We start from the raw sequence: 22,447 nt of genomic DNA on the forward strand, positions 1-22,447 counted from the left end.
CGGGCCCGCGTACGGGACCCCCGGCCGGCACACCGGTGCCCGGCGCCCTGGACGGGCGCCGGGCACCGCCGTGTGTCCGCCCCCGGCGACACCCCGGGTGAGACCGGACACGCGTTCCGGGGCGGGGCCACCGGCGCGACCTGGCACAGGACGCGCGCCGCCGGCCGCGGCGGGCCCCCGGGGGACGGCACAACCCCCGCCCGATGCCCGCGGCCGCCCGGGGAACATTAGACTCATCGGATCGGCAAGCTCGATCAGCTCAAACGCAAGGAGGCACGGGTGGACCTGCTGACCCGCATCGGGGGACCGCGTGACCTGGACCGGCTCAGCCTCGAGCAGCTGGACCAGCTCGCCGAGGAGATCCGTACCTTCCTCGTCGACGCGGTCTCCAAGACCGGCGGCCACCTCGGCCCCAACCTGGGCGTGGTCGAGCTGACCATCGCCCTGCACCGGGTGTTCGAGTCCCCGCGGGACAAGGTGCTCTTCGACACCGGCCACCAGAGCTATGTGCACAAGCTGCTCACCGGCCGCCAGGACTTCTCGAAGCTCAAGAGCAAGGGCGGACTCTCCGGATACCCCTCCCGCGCCGAGTCCGAGCACGACGTCATCGAGAACTCGCACGCCTCCACGGTGCTCGGCTGGGCCGACGGCCTCGCCAAGGCCAACGAGGTACGCAAGAAGGACGACCACGTCGTCGCCGTCATCGGTGACGGCGCGCTCACCGGCGGCATGGCCTGGGAGGCGCTGAACAACATCGCCGCCGCCAAGGACCGCCCCCTCGTGATCGTCGTCAACGACAACGAGCGCTCCTACGCCCCGACCATCGGCGGCCTGGCCAACCACCTCGCCACCCTCCGCACGACGGACGGGTACGAGCGCTTCCTGGCCCGCGGCAAGGACATCCTGGAGCGCACGCCGGTCGTCGGCAGGCCGCTCTACGAGACCCTGCACGGCGCGAAGAAGGGCCTCAAGGACTTCATCGCCCCGCAGGGCATGTTCGAGGACCTCGGCCTGAAGTACGTCGGCCCGATCGACGGCCACGACATCGAGGCCCTGGAGTCCGCGCTCCAGCGGGCCAAGCGCTTCGGCGGCCCGGTCATCGTGCACTGCATCACCGAGAAGGGCCGCGGCTACACCCCCGCCCTCCAGGACGAGGCGGACCGCTTCCACGCGGTCGGCAAGATCCACCCGGACACCGGACTGCCCATCTCCACCTCCGGCCTGGACTGGACGTCCGTCTTCGGCGAGGAGATGGTCAAGCTCGGCCACGACCGCGAGGACATCGTCGCCATCACGGCGGCCATGCTCCAGCCCGTCGGGCTCGGCAAGTTCGAGGAGGCCTTCCCGGACCGCATCTACGACGTGGGCATCGCCGAGCAGCACGGCGCGGTCTCCGCGGCGGGCCTGGCCACCGGCGGGCTGCACCCCGTCTTCGCGGTCTACGCGACCTTCCTCAACCGCGCCTTCGACCAGGTCCTCATGGACGTCGCGCTGCACAGGTGCGGCGTGACCTTCGTCCTGGACCGTGCCGGGGTCACCGGCACGGACGGTGCCTCGCACAACGGCATGTGGGACATGTCGATCCTCCAGTGCGTGCCCGGCCTCAGGATCGCGGCCCCGCGCGACGCCGACCAGGTCCGTGCCCAGCTGCGCGAGGCCGTCGACGTCGACGACGCCCCGACCGTGGTCCGCTTCTCCAAGGGCGCGGTCGGCCCCGCGGTCAAGGCCGTCGGCACGGTCGGAGGCATGGACGTGCTGCGTACGGCGGGCACGGACGCCCCGGACGTCCTGCTCGTCTCCGTCGGTGCGCTCGCCCCGATGTGCCTGGAGATCGCCGGACTGCTCGATGCCCAGGGCATCTCCACCACCGTGGTCGACCCGCGCTGGGTCAAGCCCGTCGACGAGGCGCTCGCCCCGCTCGCCGCCCAGCACCGGGTCGTCGTCACCGTCGAGGACAACAGCAGGGCCGGCGGTGTCGGATCCGCCGTCGCCCAGGCGCTGCGCGACGCGGGCGTCGACGTACCGCTGCGCGACTTCGGCATCCCGCCGGTCTTCCTGGACCACGCCTCCCGCAAGGAGGTCATGGCCGAGATCGGGCTGACGGCGCCGGACATCGCCCGCCAGGTGACCGGTCTGGTCGCCAAGCTCGACGGCCGGTACGAGAGCCGCCCCGCCGTGGCCCCGGTCCGCGACTGACCGACGCTCCACGGCCGCGCCCCCTCGCCCGTCCGGGCGGAGGGGGCGCGGCCGTGTCCGGGCTCCGCACCGGCTGCCGTACGCCCGTTCGGCCGAGCGGATTTCCCTCTCCCGGGGCCCATCGGGTGAATCGCCCTCTCCTGCCGCCCGTCGGCCGCGCGCCCTCTCGATCATGACCGTGGTGCGGACAACGCGAGGAAGCGGCGACGGACATCACGGAGGCTGACCGATGAGCACACTGTTCCGGACGAAATCGGTCGAGCAGTCGATCAGGGATACGGAGGAACCCGAGCACGCCCTGAAGAAGTCCCTCTCCGCGCTCGACCTCACGGTGTTCGGGGTCGGAGTGATCATCGGGACCGGCATCTTCGTCCTCACCGGCAAGGTCGCCAAGGAGACGGCCGGGCCCGCCACGGCACTCGCCTTCGTCGTCGCCGGCATCGTCTGCGCGCTGGCCGCCCTGTGCTACGCCGAGTTCGCCTCGACGGTGCCGGTGGCCGGGTCCGCGTACACGTTCTCCTACGCCTCGCTCGGTGAACTCGTCGCATGGATCATCGGCTGGGACCTCGTGCTCGAATTCGCCCTGGGCACGGCGGTCGTGGCGGTCGGCTGGTCCGGCTACGTCCGCTCGCTCCTGGACAACATCGGCTGGTCGATGCCCGAGGTGCTCTCCGGGCCCGACGTCGCCGACGGCTTCGGCTTCGACATCCTGGCGTTCGTGCTGGTGCTCGTCCTGACGGTCATCCTGGTGCTCGGCATGAAGCTCTCCGCCCGGGTCACCACCGTCGTCGTCGCCGTCAAACTGGCCGTCGTGGGGATCGTGATCGTCGCCGGCCTGTTCTTCGTCAAGTCGGCCAACTACACGCCTTTCGTCCCCGACGCCGAACCCCAGCCCTCCGGCTCCGGCTGGGACGCGCCGCTGGTCCAGCTGGTGTTCGGCTACGCCCCCACCAACTTCGGCCTCCTGGGTGTCTTCACCGCGGCCTCCATCGTCTTCTTCGCCTTCATCGGCTTCGACGTCGTGGCCACCGCGGCCGAGGAGACGAAGGTCCCGCAGCGCGACATGCCGCGCGGCATCCTCGCCTCGCTCCTCATCTGCACGGTGCTCTACGTCGCGGTGTCCCTCGTGGTCACCGGGATGCAGCACTACACCGAACTCTCCGTCAGCGCCCCGCTCGCCGACGCCTTCAAGGCACTCGGACACCCCTTCTACGCGGGGGTCATCAGCTTCGGCGCCGCAGTCGGGCTCACCACCGTCTGCCTGATCCTGCTGCTCGGCCAGACCCGGGTCTTCTTCGCGATGAGCCGCGACGGGCTGCTCCCGCGCTTCTTCTCCAAGACCCACCCGCGCTTCGGCACCCCGTACCGTCCGACGATCCTGCTCGGCGTGATCATCGCGGTCGTCGCGGGCGTCACCAGCATCAACGAACTGGCGACGCTGGTGAACATCGGCACGCTCTTCGCGTTCGTCGTCGTCGCCCTGGGCGTCATCGTCCTGCGCCGCACCCGACCCGACCTGCCCCGGGCCTTCCGTACCCCGTGGGTGCCGCTGCTGCCGGTCGTCTCGGTGGCCGCGTCGGTCTGGCTCATGCTGAACCTGCCCGCGGAGACATGGCTGCGGTTCGGGATCTGGATGGTGATCGGGGTGATCATCTACGCCGTCCACGGCCGCCGGAACAGCGGTCTGGCCAAGGCGGCCGCCCGCCGCTGAGGGGGCGCCCCGCTCAGGCCCCGGGCCGTACCGTGCGCGGGCCCGCGCACCGGGCCCCGTACGCCTCGACCCGTCGGCGCAGTTCCCGGTCGGCCGTGACCACCAGGCACGTACGGTCCGGCGCACCGGAGGCCCAGTCGGCGACCAGGCCGACGATCCGGTCGTCGCCCTCGTCCGGGGCGCTCTCCACGCGTACACCCGGTACGCAGTCCACGCCCCGGGCGGCGCCCTCCACGACCAGCACCACATCGAGCGGCCCGGGGAGGCCGGGGAGCCCGGCCGCGGCGTACGGGACCAGCGAGTCCCGCAGCCGCTCGGCGGCACCGCGTCTGTCGCGCCACCAGCCGTCCGGCACCGACCCGACCACGTTCGCCGCGTCGACCACGACCAGGGCCCGTTCGTTCGTCACCCCCGAAGGGTGACACAGGCTCAGCCCCCGGTGGCCGGGGACTTCTTCGCGGACTCCGGGATCGAGGCGTCCTCACGGATCGCCTTCCAGAGGTCGTCGGCCTGCGGCTGCGCGGCCACCACACGGTTCGGGTCGGTCTTGTCGTACGCCACCGGGAGCATGATCGTCTCCATGGTGGACGGGTCCACGCCGTTCATCGAGCGGGCGAACTCGCTGAGCGAGGTCAGCGACGCGAGTCCCTCGTCCGTGGTGAGCGCCTTGGTGGCCGAGTCGGCGACCTTGTACGTGGTCGTCGGGCTGCCCAGCAGGTCCTGCGACTTGATTTCCGTCAGCAGGGCCAGGAGGAACTGCTGCTGAAGACCGATCCGCCCGAGGTCGCTGCCGTCCCCGACGCCGTGCCGGGTCCGGACGTAGGCGAGCGACTGGGTGCCGTCCAGTTTGTGGGTGCCGGCGGTCAGATCGAGCCCGGAGGACTTGTCGTGGATCGGCTCCTCGACGTCGACGGAGACACCGCCTATCGCGTCCACGAGATCCTTGAAGCCGGCGAAGTTGATCTCCATGTAGTGGTCGATGCGGACGCCGGACATCTTCTCCACGGTCTTCACCACGCAGGCCGGACCGACCTGCGAGTACACCGAGTTGAACATGACCCGCTCGGCGGACGGCGACGTCGAACCGTCCTCCTTGACACACTCCGGCCGGGTCACCAGCGTGTCGCGCGGGATGGAGACCGCGACGGCTTCCCGCCGGCCCTCGGGGATGTGCACCACCAGAGCGGTGTCCGACCGGGCCCCGCTGACGTCACCGCCACCGCCCAGCTCCTTGTTCTCCGCCCCGGCGCGCGAGTCGGAGCCGAGGACGAGCAGGTTCTGTCCGGCGGTGGGCAGCTTCTCGGGGCGGTCCTGGCCGAGGGCCTTGTCGATGTCGACGCCCTTGATGTTGCCGTCCAGACTGCTGTACAGCCAGTAGGCGGTGCCGCCGCCGGCGAGCAGGAGGACGACCAGCACACCGAGCGTGATCTTCAGGCCGCGACGGCGCTTGCGTGGCTTGGCCGCGCGCCGCGAGCGGGGGCCGTCCGGGCCGTCGTGTGAATCCGGCGTCATGGCGTCGTGGCTCATCCTGCTCGAGTCCTCAAATCTCATGGCCCGGCATGGGCGGTGAAGTGCGTGGGACTCGGGTGGGGGGTGTGACCGGTCCGTGAATGCATGACTGACCGAGCACTATAGAACAGGTGACCGCAAGCGGTGCCCGACGGCCGTGCGACCGGAGGCCGTGCCACGGCCGCGTGGACGCGTCGTCGCGGCCTCCGTGCCCCGCCGGGACGAGGCGGACCGGTCGCGCCGAGGCCCCCCGCGATCGCCGCACGGTGGCGGCGAGCCGGTCTCCGGGGGCGGCGCGTCATGGAGATGTGTGGGCCAGGTGAAGCATGTGACAAAATTCTGATGCGCAGGTCTGTTCGACAAGGGCCTCGGGGGACACCGTTCCCGACGGGCTCCGTCGCACCACGGCCCCTGTGAGCCGGAGCTCGGGGGTGCCCCTGGGAACCGGACGAGATGTGACGAGAAGGGCGTGGGCATGCGAGTGAGGTCCGGGCGTGCGGCGCGGGTGAGCCGCCCAGGCGACACGGCCGACACGGAGAAGAAGGCGGCCGCTTCGACGCCCCGCGCCGTGGTCGTGGAAGGGCCGTGGCTCTCCATGGGTAAGGACGGTCGGCTGACCGCGTTCACGCGTGTCGACGGGGGGCTGCGGCGTTGGACGCAGGTCCGCCCTGCCGGGCGGGAGTGGACCGGACCTGACTCCTTTTCCGCTCCGGCGTTGTCGCATCTGTCGGTGGCGCAGGGCGTGGACGGATTCGTCCGCCTCCTCGGGCGTCGTGTCTCCCGTGAGGGCGGTGCCGCTGCCGTGGTCCAGGCCACTCAATTCCAGACGGGCCGTCCGGTCACGGAATGGAAGGTCGTGGGCAATCCGCACAACGACGCCGACAGCGCCGGGCGCATGGGCGCCCCGGTGGTCGCGGTGAGCGGATCGGGTCGCGTCCACGCCTTCGTGGCGAACGCCGGCGGAGGGGTGTCGATGCGCCGCGAGGGTGCCAACGGTGCGTGGGAGCCGTGGCGTGATCTCCAGGGGAGTGGTGCGCAGGAAGGGTTGGTCGCTTCCTCCCTCGCTTCCGGGCGCATCGAACTCTTCGTGCCCGGTACGGGCTCCGTCCTGCGTTGGCGGCAGGCTGAGCCCGACGGTGCCATGGACCGGTGCCCCGACCTGCAGATCGCCGTGCGTCCCGGAAGTGCCATGGGGCTGGAGACCGCGCCGGACCGTGTGACGTACTACTGGGCGGACGCCGGGACGGGCGCTCTTGTCGCGCACCGGCCCGGCAGCTGGGTGATTCCGTTGGGAGGCGGGCAGGTCGACGGGCGCGTCGCGGCTCTCCGGACGTGGCTGGACGGCTACGACTGCACGGTGCTCGCCCACCGGGGCCTGGACGGCCGGATCATGATCGCCGCCTGTGGGACGGAGAACGAAGGCGGGGGCCTTTGGTGGTCACCGACCGGGGAGAAGGCCGGCGGGTCGCCGGCGTTGGCGTGCGACGCCGAAGGCCGGGTCGTGTTGGCGGTGACCGGCGACGACGGAGCGCTGCGCATCGCCCGGCAGACGGACGAAGCCGGTTTGGCTATGGCGCCCTCGGTGAGGGTCTGACGCGCTGTCGCTCCCTGGGTCGATGGGTCCACCCCTTGATGTGGTCCGCGCTGCCTGGGGTGATGGGGGTTTCGCATAGGGGGTCAGAGGCGTAACGAACGCGCATATAACTTGTTCACGGATGGACAAAAGTCGACCAAGATGTGAAGATCCTGTGGCGGCCCGTCTGCCTCCAGCGACAGGTCCCGCGCGATGAGGCTTTCGGTGGGACCGAAGAGTGAGACGGGGCTGCGGCCCCTGTGTATGGGTGGGGCGAACTTCTGTGAGCGGCAGCAATCCTGAGACCAGTGCGCTTGTGTCGACATATCGGTCTTTGGTTCCGGTTCGAGCCCGTCGTCGACTCGTACGACGCGTTCCCGCCCCACTCCGCAACCTGGTCATGCACGCGCTCGCGAGCTTCGACTCCGCCCGTTCGGCCGTCGTCGTACGGGCGCTGGGCGGTCGCCGGAAGCCCGCCAGGCACAGCGCCGAGGCTTCCCTCCGGGTGGTCCGGGTCCAGGGCAGGCACGTCCGCGCGGCGGTGGTGCGCGGAGCCACCGAGTGGGCCGCGCGGGCCAGGAACTTCCACATGCTTGTCGAGATCCTGGAAGAGGCCGAGATCGCGTACTTCGCCGTGCGGGGGACCGGGAAGAGCATTCCGTGCGTCGCCGTGTCCGCGCGGCTGCGCGACGACGTCGAGGAAATCCTCCAGCTCGCCTTCGGACGCAATCCCGGCTACGCGGCCGAGGGGGCGGGTGGACAGCTGAGGGCCGGTTCGTCGGCGCAGACGTGGCGGCGGCTCCGCTCCAGCGCGGTGATACGCCTTTCCTGGAACGTCTGTGATCCGACCGGGCATTTGATCTTCGGCCCGGAATCCGGCTGCGATCTGGAATTCTGGTCCGAGGAAGAAGGCGCGCTGATCGCCCCCAGGCCCAACTCCGTGCTGGCGCGGGTATCCGTCGCCGCGGAAGGCCGGATGGCTGAGCAGAAACTCTTCAGCCCGGTTCCGAGTCAGTACCACACGGGGTATGCCCGTACGCTTCCCGACTTCACCGTTCGGCTGCCGGAGGACCACGCCTACCCCATAGACGTCGTGTACACCTGGGTCGACGCCGACGATCCGGTCTGGCGCGCGGGCAAGGAGGCGGTCCGGCGTGGCCTGCGGCCGGACACCGAGGTGCGCCTGCACGAGCAGGCCGACAACGCCGCCCGGTACACGAGCCGTGACGAACTCCGGTACTCCCTCCGGTCGATCCACCAGTACGCGCCTTGGGTCCGCAACATCTTCCTCGTCACCGCGGGGCAGACACCGGGCTGGCTGAACACCGAACATCCCGGGATCAGAGTGGTGGACCACGAGGAGATATTCTCCGCTCCGTCGGCCCTGCCGACTTTCAACTCGCACGCCATCGAGAGCCAGCTGCACCACATCCCGGATCTCTCCGAGCACTTCCTCTACCTCAATGACGACGTGTTCTTCGGCCGTCCGGTGCAGCCGGACCTCTTCTTCCATCCCAACGGCCTGACCAAGTTCTTCATGTCGAAGGCGCTCATCCCCCCGGGCACCACGACGCCCGAGGACCTCCCGGTGGACGCCGCCGGGAAGAACAGCCGCGGGCTCATCGCCCAGCAGTTCGGCACGGTCATCTCGCAGAAGATGAAGCACACGCCGCACGCTCTGCGCCGTTCCGTGCTGGACGAGATCGAGCAGACGTACTCCCGCGCCCACTGGGTGACGCAGCATTCGACGTTTCGCTCGCCGAACGACATCCCCATCGCGTCGTCGCTCCACCACTACTTCGCCTACCACCTGGCGCGCGCCACGCTGGGCAGTCTGCGGTACGTCTACATCGACATCGGTGACGCCCTGGCGCAGCGCCGGCTGGACCGGCTCGTCGCCAGGCGGGACTTCGACACGTTCTGCATCAACGACACGGTGGTTCCGGCGGACCCCGCCGCCCAGGAGCTCATGGTGAAACGTTTCCTCGAAAGCTACTTCCCCGTGCCGAGCCCGTACGAGCTGCCCGGGGCCGAAGGACTGCCGACCAGGCGTACCGCCGAGCTGGGACGGACACACCAGTGATACCTCGACGATCCCACCTCCGCGCGGCTCGGGGCCGACTGGAGGCCCGTGCCGCCGCCTTGCGCTCGTGGCTCATCCTGCGCGTCTTCCTGCCGCGCCGTTCCAGGCACACGGCACGGCTGAAGTACGCAGCCGTGCTCGACGGTCAGACGGTCAACCTCCACGCCGAGCTGCCACGGTCGGTCCGGCTGCCGGACCACGCGGAACTCGTCCTCACACGCGGCCGACGGCACCACGAAAGTCCTGCCCGTGTCTACGAGGGCGGCGACGGCACCCTGCTCATGGACGCGGCCGTACTGCTCGGGGCCGAGGTGGGTGGCGCCCCGGTGGACCCCGGCCGCTGGCAGGTCAGACTGCGGCTGCGCACAGGGAGCCGGACACGCCGCATACCGTTGCTGCTGGTGGAACTGCCCACTCCGTACGAGGGCCCGACCAAGCCGATGACGGCATCCGGCGTGACCGGCCGACGCCACCGGATCGGCCGGTCCGTCACCGGGAACATGCGTGTGGTCACCGCAGTCGCCAAGCCGGGCGCCGAAGTCGTCAAGGTGCACATCACCCATGCGGGGATCTCCGTCGACTTCCGGCTTCTCGGTATCCGGATCGACGAGCCCGAGGCGGAGTTCATCGCCTCGGGACGCCGACTGCGACAGCCCGTCACCGTGCTGGCCGACGGGACCGCCAGGGTCGAGGTCCCGCTGGAGGGCATGGCCCCGCGCCGGAGCCGGCCCGAACACTGGGACGTCGCGGTGACCGGGGCGTCCGGCCGCACCTTCCGGCTGGGACGTCGTCTGCACGACGTCCGTAACCCCCTCCGGGTCTTCGCGATGCGTGCGACGGCGATCGCCCCGCGGGGGCAGCGCCCCCTGCTCGTCCAGCCCCGCTACACGCCTGCGGGCAACCTCCGCATCACCTGCACCCCGATGCCAGAAATCGGCTGAAAGACCAGATGAAGATCACTTTCCTGCTGACTACCGCCGATGCCGTGGGAGGAACCGAACGCGCCGTCTTCAACCAGGCGTCGGAACTCGCGGCAGGCCACGACGTGCGCGTGCTGAGCGTTTTCAAGTCCAAGGCGGCCCAGTTCTTCTCGCCCGACGAACGAGTGCGCGTCGACTATCTCGTCGACCTCACGGGACCTGTTCAGCGCCCCCTGCGCGACACGACGGTGGACGACGCGGCCTGGGCGGCACTGTCCGCGCAGCCCAGTCGCATCGTGGACCGCGCCTGGGAGGCCGCGTTCAACCGGGTCTCGGACCTGGAACTCGAACTGGCGTTGCAGGACACGGACACCGACGTACTGATCACCACCACGCCCGCGCTCATGGCCCTCGCGGTTCACCTGGCACCCTCATGGGTGGTCACGGTGCATCAGGAGCACCGGGTGTCCGAACTACGCGGTACCAGCGGCGAGCCGCTCCTGCGCTATTCCGCCAAGCTCGACGCGCTCGGCGTGCTGAGCGAGCGGACCCGGGAATGGTTCGCGGAGACCCTGGGGACGGCCGCGCCGAGGCTGGAAGTCGTACCCAACGCCCTCCCCGGTGGATTCCGCCCGAGGTCGACCCTGGAGACCCGGACGGTCGTCATCGCCGGGCGGCTGGTGGGCGAGAAGCAGATCGACCACGCCGTCACGGCCTGGGCGACGGTGGCGCGGCGGCACCCTTCGTGGACCTTGCGGATCTTCGGGGACGGGCCGCTCAGCGGCGCGCTCCGACGCCAGATCGACGCGCTCGGCCTGCACGACAGCGTCCAGCTCAACGGCAACTCACCGCATCTCGCGGAGGAGTGGGCCAAGGCCAGCATCGCCCTGCTGACCTCACGCAACGAAGCCTTCGGGCTCGTCCTCGCCGAGGCACAGGCCGCCGGTGTACCGGTGGTCTCCTACGACTCGCCCAACGGGCCCCGTGAGGTGATCATCGACGGTCACTCCGGGATGCTGGTGCCCACCGGCGACATCGACGCGCTGACCGCCTGCCTGCTCCGGCTCATCGAGGACGCACCGCTACGACACCGCATGGGCGAGGCCGCTCTGGAGGTCGTCGGGCGTTTCGCTCCGGCGGTGGTCACCGGCCGGTGGGAACGCATCTTCGCGGAACTCGTCGCTGACCGGGACGCCGGCCGCCGGGACACGGCCAAGACCGAGCGACAGGCCATGCACGACCTGCTCAGCGGGGGAGACGGCACCGTGCCGGCCGCCTCCCCGGCGCCCGCCAGCACCGTGCGTACCGGCAACCAGCGCGCGTCGGAGGACCGCCTGCTCAAGGGCGACCGCGGGCTGGTCCGCGACGGCGGACAGCTGTGCAAGGTCATCGAGTGGGAATCTCCCTGGGACATCGTCCAGGCCAATCTGGCGCTCGCCGCCGATGTGCTGGAGGGCGCGGACATCCCCTACTTCGTGGTGCGTGACTCCCTGGTGAGGCACACCGTCGCCGTGCACGCCTCCTACTGGGAGGCCACCTTGAAGTCACTCGCCGGCGCCTACCGGGACCGGGCGGTGTACGCCTCGGTGCTCAACGAGAACCAGAACGCGGTCGCCACGGTGCTCGCGGGCCTCCTCGAGAACTACCTCGGCACCCCTGGCTCGGGGGTACGCGTCTACCAGAGTGCCGTGGCCCGGTCCCGCACACTCAGGCTCGGCGCCGTCTACGGCTGCACCATCTCGTTCTGGGACGACGACCCGGAGGACGGGGCATTCCTCACCTCTCCCACCCGGACCCTCATCGGTGACCGGGTGCCCAAGCAGGCCATGACGCGCACCCCTCTCACCCTGGGGGCGCGCGTCTATCCCTCGATCACGCCCTTCACCCGTCCCCTGCACGGCGATGTGACGTTCCCCGTCGACGCCGTGTACACGTGGGTCGACGGAGCCGACCTGGACTGGCTGGAACGCAAGAACACAGCCCTGGCCGGGCTGGGTCTGGAGACCGAGGACGCGGCCACGAGCGCGGCCAGGTTCCGGGACCGGGACGAGCTGCGCTACTCACTGCGCTCGATCGACATGTACGCGCCGTGGATCCGGAACATCTACCTGGTCACCGACCAGCAGGTGCCGTCCTGGCTCGACACCGAGCACCCCCGTGTCCGGGTCGTCGACCACAGGGAGATCTTCGGACCGCGCGGGATGCTGCCGACCTACAACTCCCATGCGATCGAGAGCCAACTGCACCACATCGAAGGCCTGGCGGAGCACTTCCTCTACTTCAACGACGACGTCTTCGTCGGCCGGACCCTCCAGCCCGGCATGTTCTTCCACAGCAACGGCCAGGCGAAGCACTTCATGTCGCCCACCGCCGTGCCGATGGCTCCGGCGAGCTACGCCGACGAGTTCAACATCAGCGCGGCCAAGAACAACCGGGCGCTCATCGAAGCCACCTTCGGCCAGGTGCTGGCGCATTCCTTCCTGCACGCCCCCCACCCGCTGCGCCGCAGCGTGCTGGAGGAGATCGAGGAGTACTACCAGGGGCCCATGGCGACGACGGCCGCCAACCAGCTACGCAACCACAGCGATGTCTCCGTCGCCTCGTCGCTGCACCACTACTACGGCTATCACACGCTGCGCAGTGTGCCGGGAAGCATCTCCTGCGGCTTCGTCAACGTCGGCCTGAGCGACCACAAGCCGCGCCTGAACCGCATCCTGACGGCCCGTCCGCACGACGTCTTCTGCCTCAACGACTTCCATGACGGGGACGTTTCGGAGGAGGAACAGGACTCGATACTCACGGCCTTCCTCCCCAGCTACTTCCCCGTCGCGAGCCAGTTCGAGAAGGGTTCGCCACGCAATCAGCGCGCCCGCATCGGCAGCCTCCCGGGGTGGCCCATGTGACGTACCCCGTGACACCTCCCGTCGACCCGTCCGGAGACGCACAGAAGGCCACCGCATGAACTCTCCAGCCCAGCCGCCACGTCAGGCATCGGTCGTCCAGATCCTCGCCCACCCGGACGACGACCTGTACTTCGTCAATCCGGACCTCCAGCGCGCCGTCGAGGCCGGGCACCCGATCGCCAGCGTCTATCTGACGGCCGCCGAGGCGGACGGCCGGAACATCGACACCCGGGACCAGACGCGCGGCGCGGTTCCGCCGGACTATTCGGGCTACATGGCTGCCCGGCAGAACGGACTGCGCGCGGCGTACGCGGTCATGGCCACAGGGGAGCGGGACAGCCCGTGGTCACGCGACGTCGTCGAGTTCTCGGCAGGAGTACTGGCCGAACGGTCCACGCTTCTCGCCGCACCTCACATCCAGCTGTACTTCCTCGGCGTGCGGATGGTGGACGCCGCGCACGGCTTCTCCCCGGACGTTCCCCCCTCGCGGCTGGCGACTCTGTGGAGCGGCCGGTCGCCGGTCGCACCGACCCTCGTCGCCGAGGACTCGCCCCTGCGGCAGGTGCAGGAACTGAGCAGCGAGAGTGTCCTGCTCTGTCTGGTCGAGATGATGCGGTACTTCCGGCCCACGGTGGTCTGGACGATGGATCCCGACCCGCAGCACACCGCCTGGGACAAAGCGAAGGGACCGTCCTCCAGCGATCACCAGGACCACACGGCCACCGCGCAGTTCGCCCTGGAGGCGGTGGACCGCTATCAACGTGCTGGAGGTGTGCCGCCTCTGGTGGAGCACTACCGGGGCTATGCCAACAAGCTCTGGCCGAGCAACCTCACCGAGACCGCCTATGCCGAGAAGAAGCGTCTGATCGACGTCTACGGTGGCGCGGACGGGCATCCGTGCACCCATCGTCACTGCGGTGACCACCAGCTCGGCGACGGAGCGGACATCCGCCGCTACGGATGGAGCACGGCCTCGCGCTATGCACCTGGTACCGGCTGGCTGCGACTCCGCCCCGATGGGCGGCTGGCCGCCTACGCGGTCATGGGCGGGCGGGTCGCCGTCTGGACCGAGTCCGTCCCCGGCGGACCGGAATGGGTCGGACCGCTCTTCCTGCAGGGGGCCGGACTGTTGCCGGCGCTCACTGTGGCGCCCGACCGCCGAGGTTCCGTCCACCTCGTAGGCCTGCGTCGTACGTCGGGCCCGGGGGGCACCGCGGAGGTGGAGGTGGTCCGCGCCTGGCTGAGAGGTGAGGAAGCCTCTCCGTGGGAAGTCGTCGGCAACCCGCAGGGATACACGGGGGACTGGCAGCGGTGCCGTGAGGTCGGAGTACCGGCCGCGGTGACCGACCCGGCCGGTCGTCTCCATGTGTTCGTGCGCAACTTCGGCTTCGGCCTGAGTGCCCGCCGGGAGACCGACGAGGGCTGGTCCGACTGGGAGGACCTCGGCGGCGCCGGGCTGCAGGACGCACCGTCCGCCGTTCTGACGTCCACCGGTCGCATCGAGGTCTACGCCCCGACCCGCCAAGGCGTTTCGCGCTGGAAGCAGGATGCCGTCTACGGTCCCTTCAGCCATGACAGCGGGCTGCTCGTCCCCACGCAGGACACCTGGCGGCCCGCTGGTGGCATCACCCCGCTCCAAACCGGGCGTTCACGGATGTCCCTCTTCTACCGCGAGGAAGAGTCGGCAGAGATCCGCGAACACCGGCAGCAGCCTGGGCCGGGGGGATGGCCCGCAGAGGCGGAAAGCCTGGGGGGTGCCGGTGGCACCGGTCCCGTGGCGGCACTGCGCCGTCTCGGAGAGGGACACGACGCGATCGTGCTGGCCCGACGCAACGCCGCCGGCGGGGTCGGAGTCGCCGTCCTGGCCAACGACCGGCGGCGCGGGGTGCCTCTCTGGGAGGAGTCGCGCTTCTTGACCGTGGGAGCGCCGTCCCTGGCTGCCGACTGCCAGGGGCGCGTGGTCACAGCGGTGGTCGGTATCGACGGGCGACTGCGTGTCCGGCGGCAGGGAGAGCCGTTCGCCGAGAGCGGCTTCGCCGACTGGACGACCGTCTGACCACGCCGGTACGAGTCGGATCCATGCCAGGACAACAGGGCCAATGAGGAACAGAACGTCATGAGGAAGATCTGCATCGTCGGCAACTCCGTCGCCGCGTCCAGGACACCCGCGGAGTCGCCGCTGGCCGGCTGGGGCCAGTACCTGGCCGAGTTCTTCACGGATCAGTGGGAAGTGAAGAACTACGCGCGGGACGCGATGACCGCCCGCGACTACTATCCCGGCCGGTTCGTCGCCCTGCTGAACATGCTGAAGCCGGGCGACGTCGTGGCCGTCGACTTCGGCGGTGTGGAGCAGCGGATCAACATGGTGATCCGTTACCACAGCCACAGGGAGTTCAGGGAATACCTCCGGCTGTACGTGGAGGGAATACGCACACAGAACGCCGTTCCCGTGCTCGTCACCCCCGCCGCCCGCTGTACGTTCGACGTCGACGGCAATGTGCTCGACACGCGTGACGGCTATCCGGACGTCGTCCGGCAGGTCGCGGCGGAGACGGAGTCTCCGCTCGTCGACCTGAACGCCCTCACCACGGACTTCCTGCGGGGCCTCGGCCCCACACGCGCGAAGCAGTTCTTCCGCTGGGTCGATGCAGGCGAGCACCCGAACCACCCGGAAGGCATCATCGACGCCTCCCACTTCAACGAGGCGGGTGCTCGGGAGGTCGCGAAGATGTTCGCATCCGCCCTTCACACACTGCCGGGCCTCCCCGAGGACCTCGTGCGTCCCGAAACCCTGGTCCCCGCCGTCTATCCACCGGTGCTGCCGGAATTCACGGTGGAGAATCCGGATTACGCGCTCTACGCCACGGAACGCACCGGCGCCGCACCGGCGATCGCGAAGCCGGACAGGGCGGCGCTCGTCGGCGCATCGCCGAAGTTCAGCGGCACGGTCCACCCCGGTACGGATTACGTCCTCTTCTTCGCGAACGGCGTATACGCGGGAGGCACGGGCGTCGGGCCGGACGGCACGTGGAAGTGGCGACGCGCCGTGCAGTGGCCCGAGGGGGACCACCTGCTCCAGGCGGTCGGTCTGACGCAACACGGCGTCTCACCCGCAGCCGAGCTCCCCTTCACCGTGCTGGACCGGATCGCGCCCCCGCGGGTCAACGGTCCCGCGGAGGGAGCGTGGAGCGGTCCACGGCCCCGCTTCTCGGGAACCGCGCCGAAGGGCGTGAGGAAGGTGATGGTGCTGGAGGGTGAACGGATGATCGCCGAAGCGCCGGTTCGCGACGACGGCACGTGGAACGTCACCCACCCACACGACTGGAGGCCGGGACTCCACACCGTTGAGTTCGTCTCCGTCTTCAGCGCCATCCACTCCGAACCGGCCCGCCGCACCTTCAGGGTCCTCGGCGTCCCGGACGGAAACTGGCTCAGGGAGTCGGCGGGATCCCGGCTGCCGTGCGGTGGCGACGCGTGTGAGCACCACCCCTTCGCCGGCCCCTGAGACCGGCGGGTCCGCCCCCCGGGGCGTCGTCGCTGACCCGAGGGCCCGCTCGTCCGCGCGGGACCGCGTCTGCGGACGGCTCAGCCGCCCGTCCGGATGTCGGCGAACACAGGAGCGTGGTCCGAGTAGCCGTCGGGCTCCACACCGCCGGCTTCGTTGGGCGTGGTGTCCATCCGGTCCCGGTCGACACCGCACCGGGCGAACGGCGCTCGCACCTCGGACGCCTTGCTGACGAACACGTGGTCGAGTGTGTGGAAGGAGTGGGTACCCTCCGCGGGCATCCACTGGTGATAGGTGGATGTGCCCTGTCCGGTGCCGAGCAGCCCCGGGCACTCGGTGAACGCGGAGGCGAGCGGTTTCAGCTGGGCGGCACCCGAGTTCCGGTTGAAGTCCCCGGTCAGTACGGTGGGACGGTCTTCCTGCCGCACGAAGTCCCGCACCCCGGTGATCTGCTCCAGCACCCGTGGCTCCTCGCCGGGGAGTATGTGCGTGGTGCACGGCGTGTACGACCAGCCGCTCACGCGGACGCACAGCACCGGCAGGGTCTCGTGGCTGTGGCCCGCGGGGTCCGGCGGGAGAACGTTCCGGGACCGGGCGCCGACCACCTTGCCGCGGACCGCGATGGCCACGCCGAGGTGCCCTGAGAGGCCGCCGCGGCACCGGGTGCGGCCGTCGGGGCGTGCCCCCTCGGCACGGCGGACGGACCACTCAGGGCCCAAGGCCGTCCGCAGCAGCGAAAGGTGGCTGCCCGCAGCGCCCCCGCAGATCTCCTGGAGGGCGATCACATCCGCGTCGCGCTCGTGCGCCAGCTCGGTGATCTGCTCGACCTTCTCCGCGGGAGAGTTCCGGTAGGGGCAGTAGCCCGCCTCGCCGCGCTTCCCGCCCGCCTCGCCGCAGACGTTCCAGGTGACGACACGCAGGACCGTCGGGCCACGTGCCTCCCGGGGGCCGGGGGCCTCGTGCGTGGCCAGGCCCGCGAAGACCGCTCCCGCCGCCAGCAGGGCCACGACGCTGACGACAGCAGCCGCTGCGCGGGTGCGTACGGGCACGGAGATCCTTCGCTGCGTCGGAGAGACGGAAGGACCATCGTTCCACAGCCCGCGTGCGACGCGGGGACAGGAACGGCGGGCCGTGCGAAGAGAGTCGCAGGCCCGCCGTCACTGTGTGCGTGCTACGCCAGAACGCTCGCCACGCCCTGCTCCAGGAACTTCTTCCCGTTGACCCGCTCGGAGACGCCCTCGCGGTCCAGGTACGGCGTGATGCCGCCCAGGTGGAAGGGCCAGCCCGCGCCGGTGATCAGGCAGAGGTCGATGTCCTGGGCCTCGGCGACGACGCCCTCGTCCAGCATCAGGCCGATCTCCTGCGCCACCGCGTCCAGGACGCGGTCGCGGACCTGGTCCTCCGTCAGGACGGTGTCGCCCTGCTCGAGGAGGGCGGCGACCTCGGGGTCCAGCTCCGGGTTGCCGGAGTCGTAGACGTAGAAGCCGCGCTTGCCCGCCTTGACGACCGCCGCGAGGTTCTCGGAGACCGTGAAGCGCTCGGGGAACGCGCGGTTCAGGGTCTCGGAGACGTGCAGGCCGATGGCCGGGCCGACCAGCTCCAGCAGCACCAGCGGGGACATCGGCAGGCCGAGCGGCTCGATGGCCTTCTCCGCCGTCTCGACCGGGGTGCCCTCGTCGATGATGTTCTGGATCTCGCCCATGAAGCGGGTGAGGATGCGGTTGACGACGAACGCCGGGGCGTCCTTCACCAGCACCGCGGTCTTCTTCAGCTTGCGGGCGACACCGAACGCCGTGGCCAGCGAGGCCTCGTCGGTCTGCTCGCCGCGCACGATCTCCAGCAGCGGGAGGACCGCGACCGGGTTGAAGAAGTGGAAGCCGACGACCCGCTCCGGGTTCTTCAGCTTCGACGCCATCTCGGTGACCGAGAGGGACGAGGTGTTCGTGGCGAGGATCGCGTGCGCCGGGGCGACCGCCTCGACCTCCGCGAACACCTGCTGCTTGACGCCGATCTCCTCGAAGACGGCCTCGATGACGAAGTCGGCGTCGGAGAAGCCCTCCGCCTTGTCCAGCACACCGGTCACCAGGGCCTTGAGGCGGTTGGCCTTGTCCTGGTTGACGCGGCCCTTGCCGAGCAGCTTGTCGATCTCGGCGTGGACGTAGCCCACGCCCTTGTCGATCCGCTCCTGGTCGATGTCCGTGAGGACGACCGGGACCTCCAGGCGGCGCAGGAAGAGCAGCGCGAGCTGGCTGGCCATCAGGCCCGCGCCCACCACGCCGACCTTGGTGACCGGGCGGGCCAGGGACTTGTCCGGGGCACCGGCCGGGCGCTTGGCGCGCTTCTGGACCAGGTTGAAGGAGTAGATCCCGGACCGCAGCTCGCCGCCCATGATCAGGTCGGCGAGAGCCTGGTCCTCGGCGTCGAAGCCGGCCCCCAGGTCGCCGCTCCTGGCCGCGCCGATGATCTCCAGCGCGCGGTACGCGGCCGGGGCCGCCCCGTGCACCTTGGAGTCGGCGATCGCCTTGCCTCGGGCGACGGCCTGGTCCCAGGCATCCCCGCGGTCGACCTCGGGGCGCTCGACGGCGATCTCGCCCTTGAGGACGGACGCGGTCCACAGCAGCGACTGCTCCAGGAAGTCCGCGCCCTCGAAGATCGCGTCGGCGATCCCGAGCTCGTAGACCTGCTTGCCCTTGAGCTGACGGTTCTGGTTCAGCGCGTTCTCGATGATCACCGAGACGGCGCGGTCGGCACCGATCAGGTTGGGGAGCAGCGCGCAGCCGCCCCAGCCCGGGACCAGCCCGAGGAAGACCTCGGGCAGCGAGAAGGCCGGGATGGCCTGCGAGACGGTGCGGTACGAGCAGTGCAGACCGATCTCCACACCGCCGCCCATGGCCGCGCCGTTGTAGTACGCGAACGTCGGGACCGCGAGGGAGGACAGACGCCGGAAGACGTCGTGGCCGCCCTTGCCGATGGCCAGCGCGTCCGAGTGGTTCTTGAGCAGCTCGACGCCCTTGAGGTCCGCGCCGACCGCGAAGATGAACGGCTTGCCGGTGACGCCGACACCGGTGACGGTGCCCTCGGCGGCCTCCTTCTCGACCTGGTCGATGGCGGCGTTGAGGTTCGCCAGCGACTGCGGGCCGATGGTGGTCGGCTTGGTGTGGTCCAGGCCGTTGTCCAGCGTGATCAGGGCGAACCTGCCCGCGCCGCCCGGAAGGTCGAGGTGGCGTACGTGCGCCTCGGTGACGACCTCGCCGGGGAACAGCTCGGCCGCGCCCTTCAGAAGCTCGGTGGTGGAGCTCACTTGGTGCCTCCGTCGAAGTTCGGGTTCTCCCAGACGACCGTCGCGCCCATGCCGAAGCCGACGCACATGGTCGTCAGGCCGTAGTGGACCTCGGGGTGCTCCTCGAACTGGCGGGCCAGCTGAGTCATGAGGCGGACGCCGGAGGAGGCCAGAGGGTGGCCGTACGCGATCGCGCCGCCGTACTGGTTGACGCGCGCGTCGTCGTCGGCGATGCCGTAGTGCTCCAGGAAGGCGAGCACCTGGACGGCGAACGCCTCGTTGATCTCGAAGAGGCCGATGTCGTCGATGGAGAGGCCGGCCTTGGCCAGCGCCTTCTCCGTCGCCGGGATCGGGCCGTAGCCCATGACCTCGGGCTCGACGCCCGCGAAGGCGTAGGAGACCAGGCGCATCTTGACCGGGAGGCCCAGCTCGCGGGCGACGTCCTCGGCGGCGAGCAGCGAGGCGGTGGCGCCGTCGTTCAGCCCGGCCGCGTTGCCGGCGGTGACCCGGCCGTGGGCGCGGAACGGGGTCTTCAGGCCGGCCAGGTTCTCCAGCGTGGTGCCCGGACGCATCGGCTCGTCGGCGGTGACCAGGCCCCAGCCCGTCTCGCCGCCCTCGGCGTTGGTGCGGCGCACCGCGACCGGCACCAGGTCCTGCTGGATCTTGCCGTCGGCGTACGCCTTGGCGGCCTTCTCCTGCGAGCGGACCGCGTACTCGTCGGCGCGCTGCTTGGTGATCGAGGGGTACCGGTCGTGCAGGTTCTCCGCGGTCATGCCCATGAAGAGGGCGGACTCGTCGACCAGCTTCTCCGAGACGAAGCGCGGGTTCGGGTCCACGCCCTCGCCCATCGGGTGGCGGCCCATGTGCTCGACGCCACCGGCGACGACGACGTCGTACGCGCCGAAGGCGATGGAACCGGCCGTCGACGTGACGGCGGTCAGCGCACCGGCGCACATGCGGTCGATGGAGTAGCCCGGGACCGACTGCGGCAGACCGGCCAGGATCCCGGCGGTACGGCCCAGCGTCAGACCCTGGTCACCGATCTGGGTGGTCGCGGCGACGGCGACCTCGTCGATCTTCGCGGGGTCCAGGTCCGGGTTGCGGCGCAGCAGCTCCCGGATGGCCTTCACGACGAGATCGTCGGCGCGGGTCTCGTGGTAGATGCCCTTCGGGCCCGCTTTGCCGAACGGGGTGCGGACGCCGTCGACGAAGACGACGTCCCGGATGGTACGAGGCACGGTGGCTCTCCTCCAGGGTGCGGGATGGCACTGCTGCGGGGCGCGCCGATGAGCGCGCCACGCCCCTCATGCTACTTGCGGGTAACCAAGCTGCCCACCCCCCGTGCCCGGAGCGTCGAAGGTCACATGCCGACGTGTGCCCGCGGGTGCCCGCCGTGCACCCGCCCGAGGCGGATGTACACGAAAGGGGCCGGGCCGTGCGGCCCGGCCCCTGGCCGCCGGCCCGCCCCTCCGGGGACGCTCAGGCCTCGGTCGCCAGCGCACGGAGCAGCAGCGGGCCGACCTGCTCGATCTGCCAGCGGCGGGCGCCGTACCCGGCGAGCGCGGTCTCCACCGCTCCGGGCGTCAGCTCCCTCGGCGGCTCCCAGCAGACCCGGCGCACGGTGTCCGGGGTGATGAGGTTCTCCTGCGGCATGTGCAGCTGCTCGGCGAGCGCGGAGACCGCGGCGCGGGCCGCCGAGAGACGGGCCGCGGCGGCCGGGTCCTTGTCGGCCCAGGCGCGCGGGGGCGGCGGACCGGCCGGCTGCTGGCCGGGCTGCGGAAGCTCCGACTCGGGCAGCGCCCTGGCCCGGTCGACGGCCGCCTGCCACTGTTCCAGCTGGCGGCGTCCCATGCGGTGGCCGAAACCGGGCAGTGCGGTCAGGGCGTGCGCGTTGACGGGCATGGCCAGGGCCGCCTCGATGATCGCGGCGTCACCCAGCACCTTGCCGGGCGAGATGTCGCGGCGCTGGGCGACCTGGTCCCGGGCTGTCCACAGCTCGCGTACGACGGCGATCTGGCGGCGGCGGCGCACCTTGTGCATCCCGGAGGTCCGGCGCCAGGGGTCCTTGCGCGGGGGAGCGGGCGGCGCCGAGGCGATCGCGTCGAACTCCTCCAGGGCCCACTCCAGCTTGCCCTGGCGCTCCAGCTCCGCCTCCAGGGCGTCCCGCAGGTCCACCAGCAGCTCGACGTCGAGCGCGGCGTAGCGCAGCCAGGGATCGGGGAGCGGGCGGGTGGACCAGTCGACGGCGGAGTGGCCCTTCTCCAGGGCGTACCCGAGCAGGTTCTCCACGATGGCGCCGAGGCCGACGCGCGGGAATCCGGCCAGCCGTCCGGCGAGCTCCGTGTCGAAGAGCGAGGTGGGGACCATGCCTATGTCGCGCAGGCACGGCAGGTCCTGGGTGGCGGCGTGCAGGATCCACTCCGTACCGGTCAGGGCCTCGCCCAGCGAGGACAGGTCCGGGCAGCCCACCGGGTCGATCAGCGCGCTCCCGGCGCCTTCCCGGCGCAGCTGCACGAGGTAGGCGCGCTGCCCGTAGCGGTAGCCGGAGGCCCGCTCGGCGTCGACGGCGACGGGGCCGGTCCCCGCGGCGAACGCAGCGACGACCCCGGCCAGGGCGTCGTCGGTCGCCACCACCGGGGGAATGCCCTCGCGAGGTTCGAGCAAGGGGATCGGCGCCGGGGCGACGTCGTCCGGGGGAGCGCCCCCGGTGGTTCGCAGTGATGTGTCTGCTGCGGTCTCTTGGGCGTCGGTCACATGCCAAGGGTAT

General features: G+C 70.4%; 14 protein-coding genes. 8 read left to right on the top strand and 6 right to left on the bottom strand.

Going from position 1 to position 22,447, the window contains the following annotated elements:
• The first annotated feature begins 279 nt into the window (after window positions 1–279).
• Together dxs and SACTE_RS26070 are read left to right on the top strand one after the other, a co-directional pair.
• Entirely contained in the window at window positions 280–2,196 is a 1,917-nt protein-coding gene (gene dxs, locus SACTE_RS26065; RefSeq protein ID WP_014049009.1) for a 1-deoxy-D-xylulose-5-phosphate synthase, read from the top strand.
• A gap of 229 nt (window positions 2,197–2,425) precedes the next feature.
• Window positions 2,426–3,907: an amino acid permease gene (locus SACTE_RS26070; RefSeq protein WP_014049010.1), complete on the top strand. Its 1,482-nt coding sequence runs from the start codon at window positions 2,426–2,428 to the stop codon at window positions 3,905–3,907.
• Window positions 3,908–3,920: 13 nt separating this feature from the next.
• Here the strand turns inward: SACTE_RS26070 and SACTE_RS26075 are convergent, their stop codons facing one another.
• Together SACTE_RS26075 and SACTE_RS26080 are read right to left on the bottom strand one after the other, a co-directional pair.
• Entirely contained in the window at window positions 3,921–4,316 is a 396-nt protein-coding gene (locus SACTE_RS26075) for a hypothetical protein (RefSeq protein WP_014049011.1), read from the bottom strand.
• Window positions 4,317–4,336: 20 nt separating this feature from the next.
• Window positions 4,337–5,434 (bottom strand): LCP family protein, encoded by a 1,098-nt coding sequence (locus SACTE_RS26080; RefSeq protein ID WP_014049012.1) that lies wholly within the window; start codon window positions 5,432–5,434, stop codon window positions 4,337–4,339.
• Window positions 5,435–6,131: 697 nt separating this feature from the next.
• Here SACTE_RS26080 and SACTE_RS26085 point away from each other — a divergent pair.
• From SACTE_RS26085 to SACTE_RS26110, 6 genes are all read left to right on the top strand, one after another.
• Window positions 6,132–7,010: a hypothetical protein gene (locus tag SACTE_RS26085; protein ID WP_309251017.1), complete on the top strand. Its 879-nt coding sequence runs from the start codon at window positions 6,132–6,134 to the stop codon at window positions 7,008–7,010.
• Window positions 7,011–7,389: 379 nt separating this feature from the next.
• Window positions 7,390–9,072: a stealth family protein gene (locus SACTE_RS26090; protein ID WP_014049014.1), complete on the top strand. Its 1,683-nt coding sequence runs from the start codon at window positions 7,390–7,392 to the stop codon at window positions 9,070–9,072.
• A complete protein-coding gene (locus SACTE_RS26095; protein ID WP_014049015.1) occupies window positions 9,069–10,013 on the top strand; it encodes a hypothetical protein in 945 nt (314 codons plus the stop codon). Before SACTE_RS26090 ends, SACTE_RS26095 begins: the two co-directional genes overlap by 4 nt.
• Window positions 10,014–10,021: 8 nt before the next feature.
• Window positions 10,022–12,895, top strand: a complete 2,874-nt coding sequence (locus SACTE_RS26100) for a stealth conserved region 3 domain-containing protein (protein WP_014049016.1) — start codon at window positions 10,022–10,024, stop codon at window positions 12,893–12,895.
• 55 nt (window positions 12,896–12,950) lie between these two features.
• On the top strand, window positions 12,951–14,951 hold the full coding sequence (locus SACTE_RS26105) for a PIG-L family deacetylase (RefSeq protein WP_014049017.1): 2,001 nt from the start codon (window positions 12,951–12,953) through the stop codon (window positions 14,949–14,951).
• A 60-nt stretch (window positions 14,952–15,011) separates the two neighbouring features.
• Window positions 15,012–16,400, top strand: a complete 1,389-nt coding sequence (locus SACTE_RS26110) for a hypothetical protein (RefSeq protein WP_014049018.1) — start codon at window positions 15,012–15,014, stop codon at window positions 16,398–16,400.
• Between the two features lie 80 nt (window positions 16,401–16,480).
• Here the strand turns inward: SACTE_RS26110 and SACTE_RS26115 are convergent, their stop codons facing one another.
• From SACTE_RS26115 to SACTE_RS26130, 4 genes are all read right to left on the bottom strand, one after another.
• Entirely contained in the window at window positions 16,481–17,449 is a 969-nt protein-coding gene (locus SACTE_RS26115; RefSeq protein WP_014049019.1) for an endonuclease/exonuclease/phosphatase family protein, read from the bottom strand.
• A 122-nt stretch (window positions 17,450–17,571) separates the two neighbouring features.
• A complete protein-coding gene (locus tag SACTE_RS26120) occupies window positions 17,572–19,701 on the bottom strand; it encodes a 3-hydroxyacyl-CoA dehydrogenase NAD-binding domain-containing protein (RefSeq protein ID WP_014049020.1) in 2,130 nt (709 codons plus the stop codon).
• The gene (locus SACTE_RS26125) at window positions 19,698–20,918 is read right to left on the bottom strand and encodes an acetyl-CoA C-acyltransferase (protein ID WP_014049021.1); all 1,221 of its coding nucleotides are present in this window, start codon (window positions 20,916–20,918) and stop codon (window positions 19,698–19,700) included. The genes SACTE_RS26120 and SACTE_RS26125 overlap by 4 nt, the downstream gene beginning before the upstream one ends.
• 241 nt (window positions 20,919–21,159) lie before the next feature.
• Window positions 21,160–22,434, bottom strand: coding sequence for a ribonuclease D (locus tag SACTE_RS26130; RefSeq protein ID WP_014049022.1), 1,275 nt, complete (start codon window positions 22,432–22,434; stop codon window positions 21,160–21,162).
• Window positions 22,435–22,447 lie beyond the last annotated feature (13 nt).

It is taken from the genome of Streptomyces sp. SirexAA-E, assembly GCF_000177195.2.
GTDB lineage: Bacteria > Actinomycetota > Actinomycetes > Streptomycetales > Streptomycetaceae > Streptomyces > Streptomyces flavovirens.

Excerpts from the sequence above, each read along its gene's own strand:
- SACTE_RS26090 (WP_014049014.1), top strand. The coding sequence starts at position 7,390 with ATGCACGCGCTCGCGAGCTTCGACTCCGCCCGTTCGGCCGTCGTCGTA.
- SACTE_RS26105 (WP_014049017.1), top strand. The coding sequence starts at position 12,951 with ATGAACTCTCCAGCCCAGCCGCCACGTCAGGCATCGGTCGTCCAGATC.
- SACTE_RS26080 (WP_014049012.1), bottom strand. The coding sequence starts at position 5,434 with ATGAGCCACGACGCCATGACGCCGGATTCACACGACGGCCCGGACGGC.
- SACTE_RS26100 (WP_014049016.1), top strand. The coding sequence starts at position 10,022 with ATGAAGATCACTTTCCTGCTGACTACCGCCGATGCCGTGGGAGGAACC.
- SACTE_RS26070 (WP_014049010.1), top strand. The coding sequence starts at position 2,426 with ATGAGCACACTGTTCCGGACGAAATCGGTCGAGCAGTCGATCAGGGAT.
- SACTE_RS26110 (WP_014049018.1), top strand. The coding sequence starts at position 15,012 with ATGAGGAAGATCTGCATCGTCGGCAACTCCGTCGCCGCGTCCAGGACA.